Source organism: Polymorphospora sp. A560, from assembly GCF_045781765.1.
Taxonomy (GTDB): domain Bacteria; phylum Actinomycetota; class Actinomycetes; order Mycobacteriales; family Micromonosporaceae; genus Polymorphospora; species Polymorphospora lycopeni.
The window spans coordinates 7,365,654-7,388,968 of record NZ_CP122282.1; the positions used below are offsets into that span (position 1 = coordinate 7,365,654).

The following is a 23,315-nucleotide window of genomic DNA, read 5'->3' on the forward strand; positions in this document are numbered from 1 at the left end:
GCACCGGCCCGCCGGGTCCGGACGGGTCAGCGACCGAACGGGTCGGGGCGGCGTTCGAGCAGCTCGTGCAGGGTCTGCTGGATCGTCTCACGCACCTGGTCGGCGAGGTTGAAGACGACCAGCGGGTCGTCGGCGTGGTCGACCAGATGCTCGGTCGGGATCGGTGGACAGAACTCGATCAGCCACTTGCTGGGCAGCGGCACCACGCCCAGCGGCCCCAGCCAGGGAAAGGTCGGCGTGACCGGGAAGTACGGCAGCTTGAGCAGCCGGGCCAGCGGCTTGATGTCGGCCAGCATCGGATAGATCTCCTCGGCGCCGACGATGGCGGCCGGGATGATCGGCGTACCGGTGCGCAGCGCCGCCGAGACGAAGCCGCCCCGGCCGAACCGCTGCAGCTTGTAGCGGTCGGCGTAGAGCTTGCCGACGCCCTTGAAGCCTTCGGGGAAGACCCCGACGAGTTCGCCGGCGCCCAGCAGCCGCTCGGCGTCGGGATTGCAGGCGACCGTGCTGCCGGCCTTGCGGGCCAACTCCGACAGCACCGGCATCCGGAAGACCAGGTCGGCGCCGAGCAGCCGCAGGTGGCGCCGCTCCGGGTGCTGGTCGTGCAGCGCGGCGGCGAGCATCAGCGCGTCGAGCGCGAGCGTGCCCGAGTGGTTGCCGACGACCAGGCCGGCGCCCTTGACCGGCAGGTTGTCGATGCCGGACACCTCGGTGCGGAACCAGTCGCGGTAGAGCACCCGCAGCACCGGATGGAACACCTGGTCGGTCAGTTCGGCGTCGAAGCCGAACTCGTCGACCTCGTACTGCCCGGCCAGTCGGCGCCGGAGGAAGGCGAGGCCGGCGGCGACCCGGCGGTCCCAGACGTCGTGCGGCTCGTCGACGATCGCCGGATCGACCGGCGGCGGTACGTGCCCGTTCTGGGCGGCCCGGTCGGCGACGCTCGGCTCTTCGCTGCTCATACGCGCTCCTCACCGGCCGGTTCCGCCACCGGCCGGTCGGTGACCTCGCCGGGCGCCGGCTGGTCGGTCGCACCGGTCGTCACCGGCGGGTCGGTCCCTTCGGCGGGCGCCGCCCGGTCACCGAGCATCTCGGTACGCACCTGCCGGATCCCGTCGAGGATCGCCTGCTCGGCGACGGCGAGTTGGGCGGGGGTGACCACGGTGCCGCCGGTGTGCCCGAGGATGAAGTCCTCGAACGCCTCGGCGGTCGAGCGGGGGGTGAAGTCGTACTCCCGGATCAGCCGGCCGGTGTCGACGACCCGGCCGTGCACGAAGAGATCGAGCTGGTCCAGCCCGTAGCGGCCGAAGCCCATCAGCCGGGCGACGCTGGCCGCGCCGGACAGCCCTGGTTCGACGATCGGTACGGCGACCCGCCCGGCCCGCCGGATCGCCTGGGACAGGGCGAGCACCCCCGGCCCGGCGACGTTGAACGTGCCGCCGTGCGTCTCGACGACGGAGCGGTGCAGCACCTCCAGCGCGTCGTCGAAGTGCACGAACTGCAACCGCGGGTCACGGCCGAGCACCGTCGGCACCAGCGGCTGGGCGAAGTAGCGGGTCAGCGTGGTGTCGGCGGTCGAGCCGATGAACGGCGCGAACCGCAGCACGGTCGCCGTGACGTCGGGACGTCGCCGCCGGAAGCCGCGTACGTAGCCCTCGATGTCGAGGATGTCGCGGGCGAAGCCGCCCCGGGGCACCTGGCGCGGCTCGGTGTCCTCGGTGAAGACCGCCGGATCGCGGAACGACGCGCCGTACGCGGCCGTGGACGAGCGCACGACGAGCTTGCGCAGGCGCGGCGCCCGCTGGCAGGCGGCGAGCAGCTGCATCGTGCCGATGACGTTCTGCTCTTTCATGCCCGCCCGGCCACCGTGCTGCGGGTCGGGGGCCGTCACCAGGGACAGGTGCACGACAGCTTCGGCGTCGAGGTCGGCGATGACGCTGCCCACCGTGCCGGCGTCGGCGCGTACGTGCTCGACCGTGCCGATGGCCGGAACGACGCCCGGAGCGGGGTCGTGGGCGTCGAGGCCGACGACCCGCCCGATCCGTGGATCGTCGGCGAGCCGGGCCGCGACATGGGCGCCGAGATACCGGCTGATGCCGGTGACCACGACGACCTTCGGAGACCGGGCGTCGGTCACGACGCCCACCCGACCGGTGGGCACGGCTCGGGAGGACACTGCCGCGACCTCTCCATCCGGGCCTCCGAAGGTCGACCGATCAACGCGGGCCGGGCCGGAGCCCGGCCGCGGTCACTTGCCGAGGCGGCGACGCTGGACGCGGGTCTTGCGCAGCAGCTTGCGGTGCTTCTTCTTAGCCATGCGCTTGCGGCGCTTCTTGACCACCGAGCCCATACGACAGCCCTTCCAAAAAACGTGCGGGTCGGTCCGGACGTCACGGGGACGTGATGCCGGCATCCGATCTGGACAGCGAACCGGCCCAGGCCGGTGGGTGACGCGGCCATCTGGACGGGCTCCGGATGTGGAGCCGTCCGGATGCGTTCCGCGCATGCCGGCACCTGACTGGGGTCACGGTCGCGGTCCAGGGTAGCCCGCACGGCTGTGCAGGGCCAACGCGACCCCATGGACGGCGGTCGCGGCATGGTCGGCCGACCCCCGGCGTACGCCGTTACGCCGACTCCCGAAAGGCGCCCCGGAGGTATTCGTGCACCGCGTGCTCGGGCACCCGGAACGACCGGCCGACCCGTACGGCGGCCAGTTCGCCGGAGTGCACCAGCCGGTAGACCGTCATCTTGGATACCCGCATGAGCGTCGCCACCTCGGCGACGGTCAGGAACTTGACCTCCGACAGCCGGCCGTCCTGTGGTGATCCCGCCATGGCTCACCAACCCATCCATCCCCGGCGCGTGTCGCCCGGTGGGGTCCTTCCGCGCCGGGGCGACAACGCGCGTGTTACCAGTACGGTAGCGAGACGACTGTGACAGCGGGCGCCATTCGCCCATTTCGCCCAGGTCAGTCAAGTCGCCACGCCGACCGGTCAAGCCGGTCGCATCGACATTCACCCGCCGGGGCGTCCGGACGCCGACGCACGACCCGACCGGGCGGCGCCCGGCGGCTCCGGCGGCGCCACCGGAGCCACCGGACGGGTGCCCCGGGCCGCTTCCGGACGCGGCCGGGACTCCGCGCTGGGAGCGGGATCCACTATCTCAGGCCGGACCGCCACGGACACAGCCGCCGGGCCGGGGACGCGGCGAAACAGGCGATCGTGGTCGGCCCGGCCGTACCGGTCAGCCGACCGCGCTCCGGATGTAGGCCACGCAGGCGTCGTGCAGGCCCGTCCAGGACGCCCCCAGGACCTCCTCCGACGCGTCCTCGACCGACTTCCCGTCGACCACCACCGCCCGGTAGAAGGCGAGCATCCGCTCCTCGCCGAACCGGTCGACGAGGTGGCGTACGGCCAGGTAACCGATCCCGTACCGGGCGCTGACCTCCCAGGCCTCGGCCGTCGGGCGCGGCTCGGTGTCCGCCAGCCGCCCGCTCCAGGACCCCTGGGCCACCAACCGCCGGACCTCGTCCAGGCTGCTGTAGCGGCTCACCGGACGGCCGGCGGCCGCGGCATAGTCGGCCAGTCCCTCGACCAGCCACCACTGGCCGCCGTCGGTGTGCCCGTCGCCGGGCAGCGACGCGGCGTGGGTCAACTCGTGCCGCAGCAGGTCGTCGAGCACGCTGCTGTGCAGATCCTTGGCGTTGAGCACGACCTCGTAGTGGTCACCACCGACCGGCACCACGTACCCGGCCGTCCATTCCGGACGGCCACCGCCGTACCAGCGGTTCCACTCCGGGTCGCCGGCGTAGAAGATCCGGTAGCGGTCGGGCGGGGTGCCTCCGGCGGCGAACCGGTCGGCGACCGCCGCCGCCCGTTCGGCCTCGCCGAGCAGTTCGGGGAGCCGGGACCGCAGGTCGGGGGTGGTCGCCACGACGGTCCGCGCGCCAACCTGCACGACGAGTTCGCTGACCTCCCACGGACGGGGACCGTTCGCCTGGTTCGGCTCGATCGCGACCATCGCCAGGCGGCCGTCCGCGTCGATCCACCGGGTGCTCAGGTCGACCGGCCCGGTGCGGCACTGCGGTACGACGAAGCAGTGCTCGACGGTGACCGGCACCCGCCATTCGACCCGGCCGTCCTCCTCCAGCCGCATCGGCAGGCTCGTGACGGTCGGGCGCCAGGTGGTCACCTGCATCGCCCGCAGCGCCGCGAACCGCCGCTTCAGGTCGGCCACGACCGGCTCGGCGGTCTGGTCGGCGACCGCGAGCCAACCCGCCTCGTCGCCGCGCAGCAGCGCACCGGCCTGCTGGTCGAGCAGCGCGCCGATCCGCTGGCGCAACCACGCCTGGGTCGTCGCCAGCGGGTCGCCGGGCTCCGGGCTGGAAGCCGGGCCGGACGAGGGCGGGCCGGCGGCCGGCGACCGGTCCAGCGCCCGTACGCCGAGCACCACCGTCGCGGAGCACAGGAGCAGGACGAGGACCAGACCGAGCCCCGCCCACAGTGGCCACCGGCGGCGCGGCCTCGGGTCGTACGGGGGTGGCATCGGCGCAGCACCGGTCGTGCCCCCGTACGGGGGTGGCACCGGCCCGCCGCCGAAAGGTGGGGCGGGCCGGACGCCGCCGGGGGCAGGTGGCGGACCACCGGCCGGTGCCGGTGGGCCACCCGTCGGAGCCGGCGGCGTACGCTCCCCGTCGATCACGGGCGGACGGTACGGTGAGCCACCCGGAAGCGGGATCGGCCGTTCAGTCGAGTTGCCGGCCGGATCGGCACCACGTCGGGGCTACTTCTTCGACACCAGCGCGCGGGCGAAGAACGCCATGTTGGCCGGGCGTTCGGCGAGCCGGCGCATCAGGTAGCCGTACCACTCGTCGCCGTACGGCACGTAGACGCGGACCGTGTAGCCGTCGGCGCTCAGCCGGGCCTGCTCCTCCGGCCGGATGCCGTAGAGGAGCTGGAACTCGAAGGTGTCGGGCGAGCGGTCGAACCAGCGGGCCCGGTCCTCGGCGATCGCGATCAGTCGCGGGTCGTGGGTGGCGAGCATCGGGTAGCCCTGGCCGGACATCAGGATGTTCATGCACCGCACGTAGGACTTGTCGACGTCGTTCGCCGCCTGGTAGGCCACCGACTCGGGCTCCTTGTAGGCGCCCTTGCACAGCCGTACCCGGGATCCGGCCGACGCCAGCTCGCGGCAGTCCGACTCGGTACGGCGCAGGTAGGCCTGGAGCACCGCACCGGTGGTCGGGAAGTCGGCCCGCAGCTTGGCGAGGATCTCCAGCGTGGAGTCGGTGGTGGTGTGGTCCTCCATGTCGAGGGTCACCGTCGTGCCGGCCTCGCTCGCGGCGGCGCAGATCGCCCGCGCGTTGTCGTAGGCGAACTTCTCGTCGAACTTCTGCCCGATGGCCGAGAGCTTGAGACTCACCTCCGCCGCCGGGGTGAGTTCGGCCGCCGACAGGGCCGCCAGCAACGACAGGTACTCGTCGCGGACGGCGACGGCCTGTTCCGCGGTGACGGTGTCCTCGCCGAGATGGTCGAGAGTCACCGACAGCCCGTTCGTCACCAACTCTTGGGTGGCACGAAGGGCGTCGTCAGTTGCGGTGCCGGCGACGAACCGGCGGACGACATCCCGAGTGAACGGTGCCGTCTCGACGAGCCGCTCCACCCGGGATGACCGGGAGGCGGCGAGGATGACCGAACGGAGCATGACGGCAGCGTAGCGCCCGCGATCGGAGGTGGCTGCCGCGACCAGGCAGGATAGCTGTCCGAGCCGACTTGCGTCGATGCGTTACAACAGACGCGTGCACAAGACACCCCGCCGCCGTCTGCGGTCGGCCAGCGTCCAGTTGGGGGCCCTGACCGCACTCGCGCTGACGCTGACCGCCTGTGACTCCGACGATGACGACGACTGCGCGATGGGCCCGGTCGGTGGCGGTGGCGCGGTGGCGATGGCGTTGCAGAACCCGGTCTCGAAGACCGCCGGTGGCGAGCAGCGCGGCACCGCTGCCGTGCCGGAGCGCGGCGGGTTCGGCACCCATCTCGCCTCCTGCGGCGGCTGACGGTGCGCCGGGAGGCGTCGACCCCCCGGCCGGACTGGGACGCGACCGTACGCGCCCAGGGCCTGGTCTACATCGACACCGAACTGCCCGACGGCGGCCTGATGTCGTACTGGGACGAGACGGCCTGCTACCGGCTGGACCTCGACGAGGTGCTGCGGCTGGAGGAGGCGACCGAGGAGCTGCACCGGATGGCGGTCGCGGCGGCGCGGCACGTCGTCGACCGTCGGCGCTACGCCGAGTTCGGCATCCCGGAGTGGGCGGCCGACGCGGTCGCCCGGTCGCTGCGGGAACATCCGCCGACCCTGTACGGCCGCTTCGACCTCTGGTACGACGGCTCCTGGCCGCCGAAGCTGCTGGAATACAACGCGGACACCCCGACGGCGCTGGTCGAGGCGGCGATCACCCAGTGGTACTGGCTGGAGGACACCCGCGCCGAGCACGACCAGTGGAACGGCATCCACGAGGCGCTGGTCGGGGCGTGGCGGCGGATCGGCGCCGACCTGCACGACCCGCTGCTGCACGTCGCCTGGTCCGACGAGGAGGAGACCGGCGAGGACCACATGACGGCCGGCTACCTGGCCGAGACGGCGCACCAGGCCGGGCTGCTGACCGAGTTGATCCCGATGCGGGAGGTCGGCTGGGACGGGCGACGCTTCCGCGACGCCGCCGACACCCCGGTCAACACCTGCTTCAAGCTCTATCCGTGGGAGTGGATGCTCGCCGAGCCGTACGGCCCGCTGGCCCTCGAACCGGGGACCCCGACCACCTGGATCGAGCCGGCGTGGAAGCTCCTGCTGTCGAACAAGGCGCTGCTGGCGGTGCTGTGGGAGCTCTACCCCGGGCATCCCTACCTGCTGCCCGCCTACCTCGACTCGCCCCGCTCGATGACCGAGTACGTCGTCAAGCCGCTGCTCGGCCGGGAGGGCGCGTCGGTACGGATCGTCACGCCGGCCGAAGAGATCACGAATCCGGGCATCTACGGCGACGAGGGCTGGTGCTACCAGGAATTCCGGGCACTGCCGTCGTTCGACGGTAACCGGCTGGTCCTCGGGAGCTGGGTCGTAGGGGACGAATCGGTCGGTGCCGGACTGCGGGAGAGCACGAGTCTCATCACCGACGGCTACGCGCGGTTCCTGCCCCACTACGTGTCCACGCCGAAGGGTGCGTGAGTCGTCTACGGTTGTCGAGTGAATTTCGACGCGTACGCCAGGACCGCGGTTGACCTCGTCAACACGTCGCTGGACGGCGTAGACGACCTGAGATCGTTGTTCACCGACGAAAACGTGTGGATGCGCGACGAGGTGGCCGAACGCGACCTGGCCACCTTCCGGCGCGCCCAGAAGCGGCTTCGGGACGTGTTCGAATACGGCACGACCGGGCGCGACGGTGAGGCGGTCGTCGAACTCAACGGGCTGCTCGAGGCGTTCCCGGTGCAGCCGCGCATCTCCGGCCACGACTCCAGCGACTGGCACATGCACGCGAGCAGCCGGGGTGCGTCGGTGAGCGCGGAATACCTGGCCGGGGCGGTCTGGGGCCTTTCGGTGTGGTTGTGCGAGTACGGCAGCGCCCGCTTCGGGGTCTGCGCCGACGACCGGTGCGGCAACGTCTACCTGGACACGTCGTCGAACTGCTGCCGGCGGTTCTGCTCCGAACGGTGTGCGACCCGTTCGCACGTCGCCGCCCACCGGGCCCGCAAGCGGGCGGCGGTCGAGGAGAAGCAGCTCAGCGCGGTGAGCTGACCGGTCAGGCGTCGACCCGGGTCGCCGCCGGCGTCGACGGGTTGCCGCTGGTCAGGTGCTGCCGGGCGAACTCGAGCGAGGCACGCAGGTCGGCCTCGCGGATCGCCCTGCTCTTGGCGCCCCGGGTCGCCACCTCGACGGCGACCGAGCCGGTGAAGCCGCGCCCGGCCAGCGACGCCAGCAGCGGCCCGCACGGCTGGTTGCCCCGGCCCGGCACGAGGTGCTCGTCGCGGCCCTCACCGGTGCCGTCGCCGAGGTGTACGTGGGCGAGATTGGCGCCCATCGCGTCGGCCATCCGCAGGGCGTCGGTGTGTGACGCGGCGCAGTGCGACAGGTCGAGGGTGTAGGAGTCGTATCCGGTGTCGGTCGGGTCCCAGCCCGGCTGGTAGGGGACGAACTCCCGGCCCGCCATCCGTACCGGATACATGTTCTCGACGGCGAACCGGACGTCCGGGTGCTTGGTGACCAGGCGACTCAGGCCGGCGGTGAACGTACGGGCGTATTCGCGCTGCCAGGTGAACGGTGGGTGCACGACGACGGTCGGCGCCCCGAGGGTCTCGGCGAGCACGGCCGCCCGCCGCAGCCGCTCCCACGGGTCGGGGCTCCAGACCCGCTGGGTGACCAGCAGGCAGGGGGCGTGGACGGAGAGGACCGGCACCCCGTAGTGGGCGGCCAGGCCGCGCAGCGCGCCGGCGTCCTGGCTGACCGCGTCGGTCCAGACCATCACCTCGACACCGTCGTAGCCGAGCGACGCGGCCAACTCGAACGCCGCGGCGGTCGGCTCGGGGAAGACCGAGGAACTGGACAGGAGCACGGGAACACGGGAGGTCACGGTTGCCAGGGTAGCTCCAAGAAGCCCACCGGCCACGGACAAGCAGCCGCAAATCGCCCTTAACCTACCGCCTCACGCCGTGCCCAGGTGGTCGAGATGACGCAGGATCACACCCTCGCGCAGCGCCCACGGACAGATGTCCAGCGCCTCGACGCCCAGCCGGCGCATCGTGGCCTCGGCCACCACCGCCCCGGCCAGCAACTGGTGTGCCCGGCTGGCGCTGACCCCCTCCAGTTCGGACAGTTTGCCGGGCGGGATGTGCCGGATGAAGCCGATCACCTGCCGCAGGCCGGTCAGCGGCAGCCTGCGCGGCGCCCACAGCCCGGCCGCGGACGGCGCCGCCCCGGTCAGCCGGGCCAGCGTGCGGAACGTCTTCGAGGTGGCGACCGGCCGCTCCCAACCGACCCCGCCGAGACGCGCCACGACCGGGTCGAGTGCGGAATCGACGTACTCCCTGAGGTCCTCGACAGCCTGGGCCGGCGGCGGGGCGGGCGTGCCGGGATCGATCCCGAGCCACTCCCGGGTCAGCCGGCCGGCGCCCAACGGCAGCGACATCGCCTGGTCCGGCTCCTCGTCGATACCGGCCGCGAGTTCCAGCGAGCCGCCACCGATGTCCAGCACCAGCAGCCGGCCGGCCGACCAGCCGAACCAGCGCCGTACGGCGAGGAAGGTCATCCGGGCCTCGTCGGCACCGGAGAGCACCCGCAGGTCGACGCCGGTCTCCTGGCGTACCCGGTCCAGGACCGCCACCGAGTTCGTGGCGTCGCGGACCGCGGACGTGGCGAAGGCGAGCAGTTCGTCGGCGCCCAGCCGGAGCGCGGCCGCCCGCGCGTCGGCGGTGGCGGCGACCAACGCGTCCTCACCGGCCCGGGTGAGCGCTCCGTCGGCGCCGATCTGCTCCGCCAGTCGCAGTACGGCCTTCTCCGAGTACGCCGGCCACGGATGTGCGCCCCGGTGCGCGTCCACCACCAGCAGATGCACGGTGTTGGATCCGACGTCGAGCACACCCAGTCGCATGGACAAGACATTAGGCCCCTGATGTGCGGTGCCGGCCGGTCGGCCGGTCGCACCGGGCGTACGCTGGCCGGATGGCAACCCGAAAACTGCTGCGTGTCCTGGTCGACGAACCCGCTGACCCGCGCAGCCTGGAAGTCGGGCTCGACTTCCCCCGGGAGTGGGTGGAGTTCTTCGACCCGGCCGATCCCAAGCACCTCGTGCGGGCCGACCTGACCTGGCTGCTGTCCCGCTGGACGTGTGTGTTCGGCAAGGCCTGCCACGGCATCATCGCCGGCCGGGAGGCCGACGGCTGTTGCTCGCACGGTGCGTTCTTCACCGACTCCGATGACGAGAAGCGGATTCGGAAAGCCGCGAAGCGGCTTACTCCGCAGACTTGGCAGCATTACCGGCGTGGGTTCGAGAACTACACGGAGATGGACACCGTCGACGGCGAGAATCCGGCCCGGCGCACCGCCACCCAGGGCGACGAGGGTCCGTGCGTCTTCCACAACGACGCCGAGTTCCCCGGGGGCGGCGGTTGCGCGCTGCACGCCCAGGCGCTGCGCGACGGCGTACACCCGCTGGAATACAAGCCGGACGTGTGCTGGCAACTGCCGGTCCGCCGGGACCACGAATGGACCAAGCGACCGGACGGTTCCCGGGTCCTGGTGTCGACGCTGACCGAATTCGACCGGCGCGGCTGGGGCGCGGGCGGCCACGACCTCGACTGGTGGTGCACGTCGTCGCCGGAGGCGCACGTGGGCACCGAGCCGATGTACGTCTCCTACCAGCCGGAACTCACCGCGTTGATCGGATCGGCGGCATACACGAAACTGGCCGAACTGTGCGCGGCCCGGCTCGAGCACGGGATGGTGGCACCGCACCCGGCGTCGCCGGCGGAGGCGCTGCCGTCGGCGGACGCGTCGACGCGGACGGCCTGAACAGGTCATAACAGCTGAGCAGCTTATAGACGGGCGACTATCAGTTAACTATCTTAACGGTAGTCGTCACAGCCGGGCGACGGTCCCTCGCCGACGGAGGACCCGGTGCGCAGATCCGTCCCGTCCCACCGCCTCGCCGTGGCCGGCGGTCTCGCGGCCGCCGTGGTCACCCTCGCGACCCTGGTCGCGCCCACCGCCTGGGCCGCCACCGCGCGACTCACCGCCGCGTTCGTCCAGACCTCAACCTGGAGCACCGGCTACGGCGCCGACTATGTGCTCACCAATACCGGCGACGCCACCGCCACCGGCTGGACCGTCGAGTTCGACCTGCCGGCCGGCTCGACCGTGACCAGCAGTTGGAGTTCGGTACGCACCCAGACCGGCCAGCGCTACCGCTTCACCAACGCCACCTGGAACGGCACCGTCGCACCCGGCACGCAGCGGTCCTTCGGCTTCAACGTCACCGGACTGGGCACACCGGTCAACTGCACGGTCAACGGCAACCCGTGCGGCGGCGGCACCCCGTCCCCCACGCCCACCCCGTCCCGCACGCCCACGCCGAGCCCCACACCGACGACCACCGCGCCGGCCGGCCCGGTCGTCGACGTCGCCACCGGCGCCCAGCTACGGACCGCCCTGGCGAACGCCCAGCCCGGCCAGACCATCCGGCTCGCCGCCGGCACCTACCGCGGCGCGTTCCTGGCCAACCGGCCCGGCACCGCCACCGCCCGCATCACCCTGACCGGGCCACGCACCGCGGTCCTGATCAACGACGGCCCCGCCGGCAGCGGACCCTCCTGCCCCGCGCCGACCGCCGGCTGGGACCCCGGGTACGGCCTCTGGCTGTTCGACGCGCCGTACTGGAACCTGACCGGTTTCACCGTCACCGAATCCAAGAAGGGGATCGTGCTGGACAACTCCCGGCACGTCACCATCACCGGGGTGCACGTACACCACGTCGACGACGAGGGCGTGCACTTCCGCCGCTCGTCCGCCGACGGCGTCATCCGCGACTCGGTCATCGAGCACACCGGCCTGGTCCAGCCCGGCTACGGCGAAGGCGTCTACATCGGATCGGCGCAGTCCAACTTCGGTTGCCACGGCAACAGCGGCGGCATCGACCGGTCCGACCGGGTCCAGGTGCTGAACAACCGGATCGGGCCGTACGTCACCGCCGAACACATCGACGCCAAGGAGGGCACCGAGGGCGGCGTCGTACGCGGCAACACCTTCGACGGGCGCGGCATCTCCGGACAGAACTCCGCCGACTCGTGGGTCGACGCCAAGGGCAACGGCTACCTCTTCGAGAACAACACCGGCACGTACGCCCCGCCCGGCACCTTCGCCAACGGCTACCAGACCCACCACCTGCTCGACGGCTACGGCTGTGGCAACGTCTGGCGCGGCAACCGGTCCGACCTGGGCGGCGTGGGCGCCTACGCGATCCGGGTGACCTCGACGTCGAAGTGCCCCGGCAACCTCAACCGGGTGTACACCGACAACACCGTCACCAACGCCACGATCGGCCTGACCAACATCGCCGTCACCCCGTGAGTGCCAGACGACGTGGCGGCAGCCGCCAGCCCTTTGTCGATCTGAGCGTCAGGGACCTTATCCGGGGTCGGAAAGGTCTCTGGTGCTCAGATCGACGGCCGGCAGCGGCCGGTCACGGCTCGAACTTGTAGCCCAGGCCGCGGACGGTGACGATGTAGCGGGGCGCGGACGGTTCCGGCTCGACCTTGGAGCGCAGCCGCTTGACGTGCACGTCGAGGGTCTTGGTGTCGCCGACGTAGTCGGCACCCCACACCCGGTCGATCAACTGGCCGCGGGTCAGCACCCGGCCGGCGTTGCGCAGCAGCAGCTCCAGCAGCTCGAACTCCTTGAGCGGCAACTGCACGGCCGCGCCGTCGACGGTCACCACGTGGCGTTCGATGTCCATCCGCACCGGGCCGGCGGACAGGGTCGGGGTCGACACGTCGGTGCTCTCCGGGCTGTGCCGGCGCAGTACGGCCCGAACCCGGGCAACCAGCTCACGCGGCGAGTACGGCTTGGTCACGTAGTCGTCGGCACCGATCTCCAGGCCGACGACCTTGTCGATCTCGCTGTCCCGGGCGGTGACCATGATGATCGGCACGTGCGACCGCTGCCGCAGTTGGCGGCACACCTCGGTGCCGGACATCTCGGGCAGCATCAGGTCGAGGAGCACGATGTCCGCGCCGGTGCGGTCGAACTCGGTCAGCGCGGTGGGGCCGGTCGCGGCGACCGACACCTCGAATCCCTCTTTGCGCAGCATGTAGGACAGGGCGTCGGAGAACGACTCCTCGTCCTCGACCACGAGTACGCGGGCCACGGGACTTTCCTTTCCTGGTCGTCAGGCCTGCCGGAGCTCGGCCGGACCGTTGTCGATCTCGAGCGATGGTGGTAGCGGAAGGGCCGCGTCGGGTGGGCTCGACGGTAGCCGCAGCGTGAACGTCGACCCTCCTCCCAGCGTGCTCGCCACGTCGACCCGACCACCATGGTTGCTCGCGATGTGCTTCACGATGGCCAGCCCGAGGCCGGTGCCGCCGGTGGCGCGGGAGCGGGCCTGGTCGGCCCGGTAGAACCGCTCGAAGATCCGTTCGACCTCGTGCGGGGCGATACCGACACCCTGGTCACTTACGGCCAGTTCGACGTATCCGTCGGAGCGGCCGATGGTGATGGTGACCCGGGTCCGCTCGCCGGAGTAGGCGATGGCGTTTTCCACCAGGTTCGACAGCGCCGTCGCCACCTGGGTGTCGCTGCCGTAGACGGTCAGCCGGCGGTCGCCCTCGACCGCCACCTCGATGTGCCGGGCGGCGGCGGCCGTCCGGGTACGGTCGATCACCTCGGCCACGACCCATTCGATGGCGACCGGCTCCGGCGCGGGCAGCGGCTCGGCGCCCTGCAGGCGGGTGAGTTCGAGCAGTTCGTTGACGAGCCGGCCGAGCCGGGTCGACTCGTGGTGGATGCGCTCGGCGAACCGGCGGGCGGCGGCGACGTCCTCGACGATGTCCTGCGCGTCGGCGGACTCCGCGGCCTCGGTGGCGTCCAGCAGCGCCTCGGAGAGCAGTTGCAGGGCGCCGATCGGCGTCTTCAGTTCGTGGCTGACGTTGGCGACGAAGTCCCGCCGTACCCGGCTGACGCGGTGCGCCTCGGTGACGTCGGAGGCCTCGACGGCGACGTAGTTGGTGCCGAGCCCGACCGCGCGCAGGTGCACGCCGAGCGGCTCCTGGGCGCCCTCCCGGCCCCTGGGCAGGTCGAGTTCGACCTCCCGGCGTACGCCGGTGCGGCGTACCTGGCCGGCGAGGGTGCGGATGATCGGGTGGGCGGCGACGGTGCCCTGCGTCGGTCCGACCCGCAGCAGTCCCATCGCCCGGGCGGCCGGGTTGACCAGGACCGGTACGTCGTCGACGTCGAGCACGACCACGCCGACGCGCAGCGAATCGAGACTCTTGCGGCCGAGCCCGGTCAGGGCGGCCTGCTGGTCGGTGCTGATCTGAGCCCTCCCCAGGGTCGACCGGCCCGGTCGGCCGGGCCGGCGGGAAGTCCGGTGGCGTATCCAGGCGCGTTGGACAATCGGCAGTACGGTGAGTCCGGCCACCATGCCGGCCACCGCTGCGCCGGCAATACTGGCCACGACCACCCAATCCACGAGGCGATCGTAGGGTCACTGTTAACCTTTTGACCTCGCATAACGGGACGAATCACAGCCACGTCGGAGAATATTCACTGTCCCGCCCGGCGTCGTTCACCGCTGTTCACTCCGTCGCCGCCGCGTTCACCTACGGTTGGCCCGGCCCACCCGACGGCCGCCACGCACACCCGCGCGGCCGGCCCCGACGCACAGGGACGTGATCATGCGCGAGGAGTTCCGCGCCGACCTGCACACCGTCAGCCAGCTGCTGGTGGACATGGCAGAGGCCGTACGCGCCGCCATGCGTAACGCCACCCGGGCACTACTGACGGCCGACCGGACCGCGGCGGAGGCGGTGATCGCCCGGGATGCCGAGATCGACAGCCTCTACGCGCAGGTCGAGGCCAGGGTCTCCGACCTGCTCGCCCGGCAGGCCCCGGTCGCCACCGACCTGCGTACGGTGGTCACCGCGCTGCATGTCGCCGCCGACCTGGAGCGGATGGGTGACCTCGCGGACCACGTGGCGAAGACGGCGCTGCGCCGGCACCCGTCGCCGGCGGTGCCCGCCGAGCTGCGGCCGATCTTCGTGTCGATGGCCGAGGTGGCCGACCGGATCGCCGACAAGATCACCAACGTGCTGTCGAAGCCCGACGCCGAGCAGGCCGCCGAGTTGGAGCGCGACGACGACGTCATGGACCAGCTGCACCGCAACCTGTTCAGCACGCTGCTCGACGACGCGTGGCCGTACGGGGTGGAGACCGCGATCGACGGCGCGCTGCTCGGCCGGTTCTACGAGCGGTACGCCGACCACGCGGTCAACGCCGGCCGGCACGTGCACTACCTCGTCACCGGAGAACACCCCTACTGATCCGGGCCGACCACCTACGGCCCGGGACATAGAGCGGCGGGCGGTGCCACCGGCACCGCCCGCCGTCGTTCCGGCTGCTCAGCGGCCCTGGTTCGCCACCGCCGCGGCGGCTTCCTTGGCCGCCCCGGGGTCGAGGTAGCTGCCGCCGGCGGTGACCGGGCGCAGCTGCGGGTCGAGGTCGTAGCGCAGCGGGATGCCGGTCGGGATGTTGAGCTTGGCGATCGCCTCGTCGGAGATCCCGTCGAGGTGCTTGACCAGCCCGCGCAGCGAGTTGCCGTGCGCCGCGACCAGCACCGTACGGCCGGCGAGCAGGTCCGGCACGATCGAGTCGTACCAGTACGGCAGCATCCGCTCCACGACGTCCTTCAGGCACTCGGTGCGCGGCGCCAGCTCCGGCGGCAGGGTGAAGTAGCGCGGGTCGTCGGTCTGCGACCACTCGCTGTCCGCCTCGATCGGCGGCGGCGGGGTGTCGTAGGAGCGTCGCCAGATGGTGAACTGCTCCTCGCCGTACGCCTCCAGGGTTTCCTTCTTGTTCTTGCCCTGGAGCGCGCCGTAGTGCCGCTCGTTGAGGCGCCACGAGCGGCGCACCGCGATCCAGTGCCGGTCGGCGGCGTGCAGCGCCAGCTCGGCGGTGCGGATGGCGCGGCGCAGCACGCTGGTGTGCACCACGTCGGGCAGCAGGTCATGATCGCGCAGCAGCTCGCCGCCGCGCCGGGCCTCCGCCTCCCCCTTGGCGTTCAGGTCGACGTCGACCCAACCGGTGAAGAGGTTCTTGGCGTTCCACTCGCTCTCGCCGTGCCGCAGCAGCACCAACGTCCCCACAGTCATGAATCTCATCCTGCCGTAGCCGTCGGGCGCCGGTGCCCCGACCCGGTGGTGACGACCACCACGTGGAAATGCCGCTGACCCGGGACACCGGCCGGCACTAGGTTGTGTAAGGCACCGCACGGGACGCGGTCATTACGGTACGGATGAACGGGGCGGCGGCGTGCGGAGCGTACGAGGTTGGGTGCGGGACACCGCCGGCGGACTACCCCGGGCGTTCTGGTACCTGTGGGCCGGCACGCTGATCAACCGCCTCGGATCATTCGTCCTGATCTTCCTCGCGGTCTACCTGACCAGCGAACGCGGCTTCTCCGAGTTGCAGGCCGGCGTCGTACTCGGCCTCTGGGGCGCCGGCGGCACGGTCGGCACCCTGGCCGGCGGCACCCTCGCCGACCGGTGGGGACGGCGGCCCACGCTGCTCACCGCACATCTCGGCGCCGCGACGATGATGCTGGGCCTCGGCCTCGCCCGCGAACTGTGGGCGATCGCCGTCGGGGCGTTCCTGCTCGGCATGTTCGCCGAGGCGGCCCGGCCGGCGTTCTCCGCGATGATGGTCGACGTGGTGCCGGAGCGGGACCGGCTGCGCGCCTTCTCGCTCAACTACTGGGCCCTCAACCTCGGCTTCGCCTGCGCCGCGATCCTCGCCGGCTTCGCCGCACAGGCCGACTACCTGCTGCTCTTCATCGTCAACGCGGTCACCACGACGGCGACCGCGGTGATCATCTTCCGCAAGGTCCGCGAGTCGGCGCCGGCCCGCACCGCCGTGAAACTCACCGGTACGCCGGCGGCGCCCGGCGGGCTGCGTTCCGCCCTGACCGACCGGGTGTTCCTCGTCTTCGCGGGGCTGAACCTGCTGCTGGCGCTGATCTTCATGCAGCACATCTCGATGCTGCCGATCGCCATGGGCCAGGACGGGCTGTCACCGGCGACGTACGGCTCGGTGATCGCCCTCAACGGGGTGCTGATCGTGGTCGGGCAACTCTTCGTGCCACGCCTGATCCGGGGCCGGAGCCGGTCCCACGTACTCGCCCTGGCCGCCCTGATCACCGGCATCGGGTTCGGACTCACCGCGTTCGCCGAGGTCGCCTGGTTCTACGCGCTCACCGTGCTGATCTGGACGCTCGGCGAGATGCTCAACTCCCCGTCCAACTCCACGCTGATCGCCGAACTGTCGCCGAGTACGCTGCGCGGCCGGTACGCCGGCGTCTTCTCGCTGTCCTGGTCGCTGGCGTCGTTCGCCGCCCCGATCGCCGGTGGCTGGGTCCAGCAGAACCTGGGCAACTCGGTGCTGTGGCTCGGCTGCGGCGCGCTCGCCGGCTTCGTCGCGATCGCCCAGCTGCTCTCCGGACCGGCCCGCGAACGGCGGGCCGCCGCCCTGCGCGCCGCGTCGGCGCCGGCCGCGCAGCCGGACACCCCGGCCGCGTCGTCGACCGGTACGCCCGACGACGCGGCGCCGGCCACCGAGCCGCTGGTGGCGCCGCTGCCACCGGCCCAGGCCACCGCGGCGGCGATCACGCCGACCAGGAAGGGCGTCAGCACCACCGGGTGACGAGCGACACGCTGGCGCACCGGGTCACCACTTCCTAACGTCTACACGACCGACTGGAAACAAACCTTCCCGGAGGGCGCCGCGTGCGTACCTGGCTGCGCGACACGGCCGGCGGCCTCCCGGCGACGTACTGGTACCTGTGGACCGGTCTGCTGATCAACCGGACCGGCGCCTTCGCGATGCTGTTCCTGTCGCTCTACCTGACCGACGTACGGGGTGCCCGGGCGGCGGTCGCCGGCCTGGTCGTCGGGGCGTACGGCATCGGCGGGGCGGCCGGGGTGCTGCTCGGCGGGGTGCTCGCCGACTCCTGGGGGCGGCGCCGCACGCTCTTCTGGTCGCACCTGGTCGCCGGCCTCCTGATGATCGCGATGGCGTTCGCGGGCGGCATCGGCACGATCGCCGTGCTCGCCACGCTCGTCGGGATCGTCCACTCGATGCCCGGCCCGGCGTTCGTCGCCGCGATCGTCGACATCGTGCCCGAGGAGCGCCGGTCGCGGGCCTTCAACCTGCAGTTCTGGGCGTTCAACCTGGGGATGGCGGCGGCCTCGCTGCTCGCCGGGGTGCTCGCCGGGGCCAGCTTCACCGCCCTGTTCCTGGTCGACGCGGCGGCCACGCTGACCACCGCCGCGATCATTCTCTGGAAGGTGCCCGAGACGCTGACCGGGCGACGGACCCGGCGGGCGCGGGGCGGCCCGGGGCTGCGTACGGCGCTGACCGACCGGGCGTTCCTCGTCTTCGTCGCGCTCACCTTCGCGCTGGCGGTGCTGGTCACCCAGACCTCCACGATCATGCCGCTGGCGATGCGCGCCGACGGCCTCGGCCCCGGCGCGTACGGCCTCGTCGTCGCCGTCGGCGGTGCGCTGATCGTGGTCGGGCAACTCTTCGTGCCCCGGCTCATCGACGGCCGCCGCAAGCACCACGTGCTGGCGCTGTCGACCGGCCTGCTGGCCGTCGGCTTCGGCTCGCTGGCGTTCGCCGACCATCTCGCCGCCTACCTGGCGGCGGCGTTCGTCTGGACGGTCGGGCAGATGCTGGCCGCACCCCCGAACGCCGAGATCAACGCCGAACTCGCCCCACCCGCGCTGCGCGGCCGATACCAGGCGGTGTTCTACCTGACGTTCCCGGCCGCGTCGTTCGTCGCGCCGGCCCTCGGCGGGGCGAGCCTGGAATACCTGGGCGACTGGCACTGGATCATCACCGGCGTCGCCGGACTGCTCGCCGTCGGCGGGCACCTGCTGGCCGGACCACCCCGCGAGCGCCAGGTCGCGGCCCGGCTCGCCCGCTCCGGCGGGCCGGCCACCGGGAAGCCCACGGCGGCACCGGCCGCTGCGCGGGGCGCCTGACGGCCGGGAGCACCGGGTCGGGGGGTGCCGGCCGGCGGCGGTCAGTCCTGGACCACGATGCCGTCCCGCAGCAGTGCCGCGCCGTCCGGAATCGACCAGCGGGCAAGCACCGTCTCGGAGTGCTCTCCGGGCCGGGGCGGCGGCGACGCGGGCGGGCCGGCCGGGGTCGCCGAGAAACGCGGCGCGGGCGCCGGCTGCCGGACGCCGTACGACTCCACGAACACGTCCCGCGCGGCCAGGTGCGGGTCGTCGGGTGCCTCGCCCAGCGACAGCACCGGCGCCACGCACGCGTCGGAGCCGGCGAAGACCGCCACCCACTCGTCCCGCGTACGCGACGCGATCCGCTCGGCGATCAGCGCCCTCAGCCGTGGCCACCGGGTGACGTCGTACTGGTCGGGCGGCTCGGTGCCGAGGCCGCCGAGCCGCTCGACGAACTCCGCGTAGAACCTCGGTTCGATCGGGCCGACCGCCAGATGCCGGCCGTCCGCCGTCGGGTAGACGCCGTAGAAGGGTGCTCCGCCGTCGAGCAGGTTGGCGCCCCGCCGGTCCTGCCACAGTCCACCATGGACCAGTCCGAAGAGCTGGGTGGCCAGCAGCGCCGTGCCGTCGACGATCGCGGCGTCGACCACCTGGCCGGGTCCGCCACGGCCGGTCTGCCAGAGCGCGGCGAGCACACCCGCCGCGAGCAGCATTCCGCCGCCGCCGTAGTCACCGAGCAGGTTCAGCGGCGGCACCGGCGCACCATCGGCCGGACCGATCGCGTGCAGCACACCGGTCGCCGCGAGATACGTCAGGTCGTGTCCGGCCGTACGCGCCCGCGGGCCGTCCTGCCCCCAGCCGGTCATCCGCCCGTACACCAGTCGCGAGTTGACGGCGTGACAGTCGGCCGGACCGATCCCGAGACGCTCGGCCACCCCCGGCCGGAAACCCTCGACCAGTACGTCGGCGGCGGCGGCCAGGGCCAGCACGACGGCCGCCCCGCGCGGATCCTTCAGGTCGACGGCGATCGACAGCTTGCCGCGATTGAGCACGTCGTGACGGGGATCGGCGATCAGGCCGGGCTCACCCGGCCGGTCGACGCGTACGACGGTGGCACCCAGATCGGCGAGCAGCATCCCGGCGAACGGAGCCGGTCCGAGGCCGGCGATCTCGACGACGGTCAGGCCGGTCAGCGGTCCGCTCATGAGGCGGGACTCTACGGGTCGGCCCGGCGGCGGCGGGCGACGCTCACCCCCGTAAGCGTCGCCCGCGCACACCGCCGGCTTGAGGTGGCGCCGTCCCCCAACGGCCCAGAATGCCACCCGTCCCCGTCGCCAGCTCGTGCGCGGATCGAACCGATCCGCTGCTCCCCCGAACATTTCCGAGCTTGGCGCGTACAGATCACGTTAGTTCGGAGCCGGCGCGACCGACAACCCTAATACCATGTCTTGCCGGTCACACCCTGCGATCGCCGTCACTTTTTCATCCGCGGCGTTTAAGGACCGAAAAATCTCGGTACGTGCGCGCGGGGCCACTCTCAGCCGTCTTCGCGCAACGGTGACTCGAGCAGGAAGAAATTGCTCTGCTGCCCACTGCGCATCTGTTCCTGGTAGATGAAATTGAGCTGCCGCTCGTCGAACGTACGCAACCACTCGGCCCAACTCACCTCGGTCAGCGGCCGGCCGCGGTGGTACCCCGGGAAGTCGAAACGCAACACCCCGAGATGGCCGTCGTGGTCGGTGTTCTCGATGGTGGCCGGCTTCGCGTTGCGGGCCTGCGCCCACCGCTTGATCACCTCGTGGTCGGTGGTGACCAGGCTGCGGCCCGCACGCTCCGGCCGGTCCTGGGTCGACGAGATGCGTTGGGCGTACTTCGTCGTCCGGGAGGTGACACCGCCCTGCCGCGGCCGGCCGGACGCTCCCTGCGACGACTTGCCGGCCGCGGACGTGCTCTTCCGGGCCGACGTGGTCTTCTTCGCCCCGGCGCCCCGCCCGGTCGTGGCCTTGCCGGCCGCGGACTCCGTACGCTTGCCGGCGCCGCCGGCCTTCGGCGCGGTCCCGGCCTTGGCGGCCCCGCCCCGGCGCTGATCCGCCCGCATCTCCTTGACGACCCGCTTGACCAGTTCGTCCTTGCGCAGGCCCGACGTGCCGGAGATCCCCCGGCGCCGCAACTCCCCGCGCAGGTCGTCGACCCGCCGCTGGGCGATGTCGCTCTCCCTGATCTCGGTCGCCGCCGAACCCGACCGGCTCTTCGTGGCGGTCGCGGACCCGCCGCGACCCGAACTGTTCCGCTGAGCCATTTCCTGCTCCCTCGACAGTCTGTCCTCGGCGGGCGGCGGTTCCCGGCACGGTCACCGGCCGCCCCGACAGCGATACCCGTCAGGGGCGGTCCAAACCCGTGTCACCGGCCGCCGAGGGCTCGAAGAGATGCGCGAACGCCCGCAGATTCGCCGTCGATTCGCCGTTTCGGACCCGCCACTCCCATTCGCGCCGGATCGCCGTACCGAAGCCGATCTCGAGCATGGTGTCGAACGACTCGTCCGCGTACGTCAGCACCGAGCCCAGCAGCCGGTCGAGTTCGTCCTCGTCGACCCCACCCAGGCCGACCCGGCCGGTCAGGTAGACGTCACCGACCGGGTCGATGGCGAACGCGACGCCGTACATGCGGGAATTGCGCTGGAGCAGCCAGGCCCACAACTCCTCGCGCCGCTCGTCGGGCTGCCGCATGACGAACGCCTCGATCCGCAGCGCGTGCTCGCCGACGATCAGATTGCAGACCGTCTTGAGCTTGTGGGTGCCGGGCAGCGTGACCGCGTACGAGAACTCGCCGGTCGACTCGTACTCCAACTCCCGGTCGGTGCACACCGACTCGACCAGCGCCGCCACCTGCCCCTGAACACCCAACTGGATCGCCTTTCGTTCACGACTGCGGGGCTCCGCTTCGCCGCACTCCTCGCGCGAACCGAACCTGCCTTCCGGTTCACGACTGCGGGGCTCCGCTTCGCTGCACTCCTCGCGCGAACCGAACCTGCCTTCCGGTTCACGACTGCGGGGCTCCGCTTCGCTGCACTCCTCGCGCGAACCCAACTAGAACGCACCGGCGCTGATCGCCGCCGCCCCGTCGGTCAACTGGGACAGGGTCCGGCTGCGGTGTTCGGCCACCGCCTCACGGTAGACCGCGATCAGCCCGGAGGCCGTACGCGCCCACGAGAAGTTGCGGGCGTGGCGTACCGCTCCCCGGCCCAGGCCGGCCCGGCGGGCCGGCGCGGCGAGCAGGCCGCCCAGCACCCGGGCCCAGTCGACCGGGTCGTGGCCGTCGACGAGCATGCCGCTGATCTGGTCGCGTACGGCGGTCACCAGGCCGCCGACGGCGGCGGCGACGACCGGCGTGCCGCACGCCTGCGCCTCCAGCGCCACCAGGCCGAAGGACTCGTTGTGCGACGGCACCGCCACCAGGTCCGCGGCCCGGTAGAGGGCCGGCAGGTCGTCGCCGGTCTGCGGCGGCAGGAAGCGTACGGCGTCGGAGATGCCCAGCGACGCGGCCAGGTCGATCAGGGCGGTCGGCCGGTCCAGGCCGGTGCCGCTCGGACCGCCGACGATCACCACGGTGAGCTGGTCGGCGATCTCCGGGTCGCGGGCGCGCAGCGCGGCGGCGGCGTGCAGCAGCACGTCGGGGGCCTTCAGCGGTTGGATCCGGCCGACGAACGCGACGATGTGCCCGTGCTCGGGCAGGCCGAGCCGGCGGCGGGCGGCGAGGCGGGTGGCGGCCTCGGTGCCGGCGGTGGGTGGCCGGAAGCGGTCGAGGTCGACGCCGGGTTCGACGACCGCGACCCGGGTCGGGTCGGCGCCGTAGCTGTCGACCAGGTCGTGGGCCTCGACGCGGGTGTTGGCGACCAGCCGGTCGGCCTCGACGACCAACTGCTCCTCGCCGATGATCCGGGCCTTCGGTTCGGGGCGGTCACCGGCGGCGAGCTGGGCGTTCTTGACCTTGGCCAGGGTGTGCGCGCTGTGTACGAGCGGCACTCCCCACCGCTCCTTGGCCAGCCAGCCGACCTGTCCGGAGAGCCAGTAGTGGGAGTGCACGAGGTCGTAGTAGCCGGGGGCGCGGGCCGCTTCGGCGCGTAGTACGCCGGTGGTGAAGGCGCACATCTGGGCCGGCAGTTCCTCCTTGGCGAGCCCCTCGAACGGCCCGGAGATGATGTGCCGGACCTTGACGCCGGGGGCCATCTCGACGGTGGGGGGCAGGTCACCGGCGGTGGCCCGGGTGAAGATCTCGACCTCGACGCCGGCGTCGGCGAGGCGGCGGGCGACCTCGACGATGTAGACGTTCATGCCGCCGGCATCACCGGTGCCGGGCTGGTGCAGCGGCGAGGTGTGCACGGACAGGGTGGCGATCCGTCTGGGTGTCGGCCACGGCTGGAGACCTCGCTGCCGCGCCACGCCGGTGTGCATTTCCGCCACATCTGCTCCTCAAAGTCAGCTATGCGCCGTTCTGCGCGACCGGCCTCATAGAGCAACCGCTGCACCGCGTGCCATCTTC

At 71.9% G+C, this 23,315-nt stretch carries 22 protein-coding genes and 1 pseudogene; 8 read left to right on the plus strand and 15 right to left on the minus strand.

Features of this window, described 5'->3' with window-relative positions; translation table 11 throughout:
- Positions 1 to 26: 26 nt before the first annotated feature.
- The 6 genes and pseudogenes from QCD66_RS33185 to QCD66_RS33210 form a co-directional block, all read right to left on the minus strand.
- Positions 27 to 884, minus strand: coding sequence for a lysophospholipid acyltransferase family protein (locus QCD66_RS33185; protein WP_375733752.1), 858 nt, complete (start codon positions 882 to 884; stop codon positions 27 to 29).
- A 185-nt stretch (positions 885 to 1,069) separates the two neighbouring features.
- Positions 1,070 to 2,134, minus strand: a pseudogene (locus QCD66_RS33190) (NAD-dependent epimerase/dehydratase family protein); the annotation flags it as partial.
- Positions 2,135 to 2,245: 111 nt separating this feature from the next.
- Positions 2,246 to 2,347 (minus strand): 30S ribosomal protein bS22, encoded by a 102-nt coding sequence (locus QCD66_RS33195; RefSeq protein ID WP_007465623.1) that lies wholly within the window; start codon positions 2,345 to 2,347, stop codon positions 2,246 to 2,248.
- Positions 2,348 to 2,621: 274 nt separating this feature from the next.
- On the minus strand, positions 2,622 to 2,831 hold the full coding sequence (locus QCD66_RS33200) for a helix-turn-helix domain-containing protein (protein ID WP_357535592.1): 210 nt from the start codon (positions 2,829 to 2,831) through the stop codon (positions 2,622 to 2,624).
- A gap of 409 nt (positions 2,832 to 3,240) precedes the next feature.
- Positions 3,241 to 4,542: a hypothetical protein gene (locus QCD66_RS33205; protein ID WP_375733723.1), complete on the minus strand. Its 1,302-nt coding sequence runs from the start codon at positions 4,540 to 4,542 to the stop codon at positions 3,241 to 3,243.
- A gap of 237 nt (positions 4,543 to 4,779) precedes the next feature.
- Positions 4,780 to 5,700 carry a proline dehydrogenase family protein gene (locus QCD66_RS33210; protein ID WP_364211363.1) on the minus strand — a complete coding sequence of 307 codons (921 nt, stop codon included), beginning with the start codon at positions 5,698 to 5,700 and terminating at the stop codon, positions 4,780 to 4,782.
- A 94-nt stretch (positions 5,701 to 5,794) separates the two neighbouring features.
- On the opposite strand from QCD66_RS33210, the gene QCD66_RS33215 reads away from it, so the two are divergent.
- Genes QCD66_RS33215 through QCD66_RS33225 form a run of 3 tightly spaced genes read left to right on the plus strand, consistent with a single transcriptional unit; the run spans position 5,795 to position 7,791 of the window.
- A complete protein-coding gene (locus QCD66_RS33215) occupies positions 5,795 to 6,052 on the plus strand; it encodes a hypothetical protein (RefSeq protein WP_357535586.1) in 258 nt (85 codons plus the stop codon).
- A gap of 2 nt (positions 6,053 to 6,054) precedes the next feature.
- Positions 6,055 to 7,221, plus strand: a complete 1,167-nt coding sequence (locus QCD66_RS33220) for a glutathionylspermidine synthase family protein (protein ID WP_375733724.1) — start codon at positions 6,055 to 6,057, stop codon at positions 7,219 to 7,221.
- Between the two features lie 18 nt (positions 7,222 to 7,239).
- The gene (locus QCD66_RS33225) at positions 7,240 to 7,791 is read left to right on the plus strand and encodes a CGNR zinc finger domain-containing protein (protein ID WP_357535583.1); all 552 of its coding nucleotides are present in this window, start codon (positions 7,240 to 7,242) and stop codon (positions 7,789 to 7,791) included.
- A 4-nt stretch (positions 7,792 to 7,795) separates the two neighbouring features.
- On the opposite strand, the gene QCD66_RS33230 is transcribed toward QCD66_RS33225, so the two are convergent.
- Positions 7,796 to 8,623: a sugar phosphate isomerase/epimerase gene (locus QCD66_RS33230; protein WP_357535581.1), complete on the minus strand. Its 828-nt coding sequence runs from the start codon at positions 8,621 to 8,623 to the stop codon at positions 7,796 to 7,798.
- A 72-nt stretch (positions 8,624 to 8,695) separates the two neighbouring features.
- Positions 8,696 to 9,640 (minus strand): Ppx/GppA phosphatase family protein, encoded by a 945-nt coding sequence (locus QCD66_RS33235; RefSeq protein ID WP_375733725.1) that lies wholly within the window; start codon positions 9,638 to 9,640, stop codon positions 8,696 to 8,698.
- 71 nt (positions 9,641 to 9,711) lie between these two features.
- Between QCD66_RS33235 and QCD66_RS33240 the strand changes: the two genes are divergently transcribed.
- Both QCD66_RS33240 and QCD66_RS33245 read left to right on the plus strand, forming a co-directional pair.
- Positions 9,712 to 10,560, plus strand: a complete 849-nt coding sequence (locus QCD66_RS33240) for a hypothetical protein (protein ID WP_375733726.1) — start codon at positions 9,712 to 9,714, stop codon at positions 10,558 to 10,560.
- Between the two features lie 105 nt (positions 10,561 to 10,665).
- A complete protein-coding gene (locus QCD66_RS33245) occupies positions 10,666 to 12,114 on the plus strand; it encodes a cellulose binding domain-containing protein (protein WP_375733727.1) in 1,449 nt (482 codons plus the stop codon).
- Between the two features lie 112 nt (positions 12,115 to 12,226).
- Here QCD66_RS33245 and QCD66_RS33250 read toward each other — a convergent pair whose 3' ends face one another.
- Positions 12,227 to 12,910: a response regulator transcription factor gene (locus QCD66_RS33250; protein WP_357535574.1), complete on the minus strand. Its 684-nt coding sequence runs from the start codon at positions 12,908 to 12,910 to the stop codon at positions 12,227 to 12,229.
- Positions 12,911 to 12,931: 21 nt separating this feature from the next.
- Positions 12,932 to 14,221 (minus strand): ATP-binding protein, encoded by a 1,290-nt coding sequence (locus QCD66_RS33255; protein WP_364211944.1) that lies wholly within the window; start codon positions 14,219 to 14,221, stop codon positions 12,932 to 12,934.
- Positions 14,222 to 14,435: 214 nt separating this feature from the next.
- Here QCD66_RS33255 and phoU point away from each other — a divergent pair, with 214 nt between their 5' ends.
- The gene (gene phoU, locus QCD66_RS33260; protein ID WP_375733728.1) at positions 14,436 to 15,080 is read left to right on the plus strand and encodes a phosphate signaling complex protein PhoU; all 645 of its coding nucleotides are present in this window, start codon (positions 14,436 to 14,438) and stop codon (positions 15,078 to 15,080) included.
- Positions 15,081 to 15,158: 78 nt separating this feature from the next.
- On the opposite strand, the gene QCD66_RS33265 is transcribed toward phoU, so the two are convergent.
- Positions 15,159 to 15,917 (minus strand): phosphoglyceromutase, encoded by a 759-nt coding sequence (locus tag QCD66_RS33265; protein WP_375733729.1) that lies wholly within the window; start codon positions 15,915 to 15,917, stop codon positions 15,159 to 15,161.
- A gap of 151 nt (positions 15,918 to 16,068) precedes the next feature.
- Here QCD66_RS33265 and QCD66_RS33270 point away from each other — a divergent pair, with 151 nt between their 5' ends.
- Positions 16,069 to 17,454: an MDR family MFS transporter gene (locus QCD66_RS33270; RefSeq protein WP_375733730.1), complete on the plus strand. Its 1,386-nt coding sequence runs from the start codon at positions 16,069 to 16,071 to the stop codon at positions 17,452 to 17,454.
- Positions 17,455 to 17,537: 83 nt separating this feature from the next.
- Positions 17,538 to 18,797 carry an MFS transporter gene (locus tag QCD66_RS33275; RefSeq protein WP_375733731.1) on the plus strand — a complete coding sequence of 420 codons (1,260 nt, stop codon included), beginning with the start codon at positions 17,538 to 17,540 and terminating at the stop codon, positions 18,795 to 18,797.
- 41 nt (positions 18,798 to 18,838) lie between these two features.
- Here QCD66_RS33275 and QCD66_RS33280 read toward each other — a convergent pair whose 3' ends face one another.
- The 4 genes from QCD66_RS33280 to mshA form a co-directional block, all read right to left on the minus strand.
- A complete protein-coding gene (locus QCD66_RS33280; protein WP_375733732.1) occupies positions 18,839 to 19,981 on the minus strand; it encodes a CaiB/BaiF CoA transferase family protein in 1,143 nt (380 codons plus the stop codon).
- 332 nt (positions 19,982 to 20,313) lie between these two features.
- A complete protein-coding gene (locus tag QCD66_RS33285) occupies positions 20,314 to 21,075 on the minus strand; it encodes a hypothetical protein (RefSeq protein ID WP_375733733.1) in 762 nt (253 codons plus the stop codon).
- 79 nt (positions 21,076 to 21,154) lie between these two features.
- Complete coding sequence (locus tag QCD66_RS33290) at positions 21,155 to 21,679, minus strand: YbjN domain-containing protein (RefSeq protein WP_364211330.1); 525 nt, start codon at positions 21,677 to 21,679, stop codon at positions 21,155 to 21,157.
- Positions 21,680 to 21,862: 183 nt separating this feature from the next.
- Complete coding sequence (gene mshA, locus QCD66_RS33295) at positions 21,863 to 23,236, minus strand: D-inositol-3-phosphate glycosyltransferase (RefSeq protein ID WP_375733734.1); 1,374 nt, start codon at positions 23,234 to 23,236, stop codon at positions 21,863 to 21,865.
- Between the last annotated feature and the right edge of the window lie 79 nt (positions 23,237 to 23,315).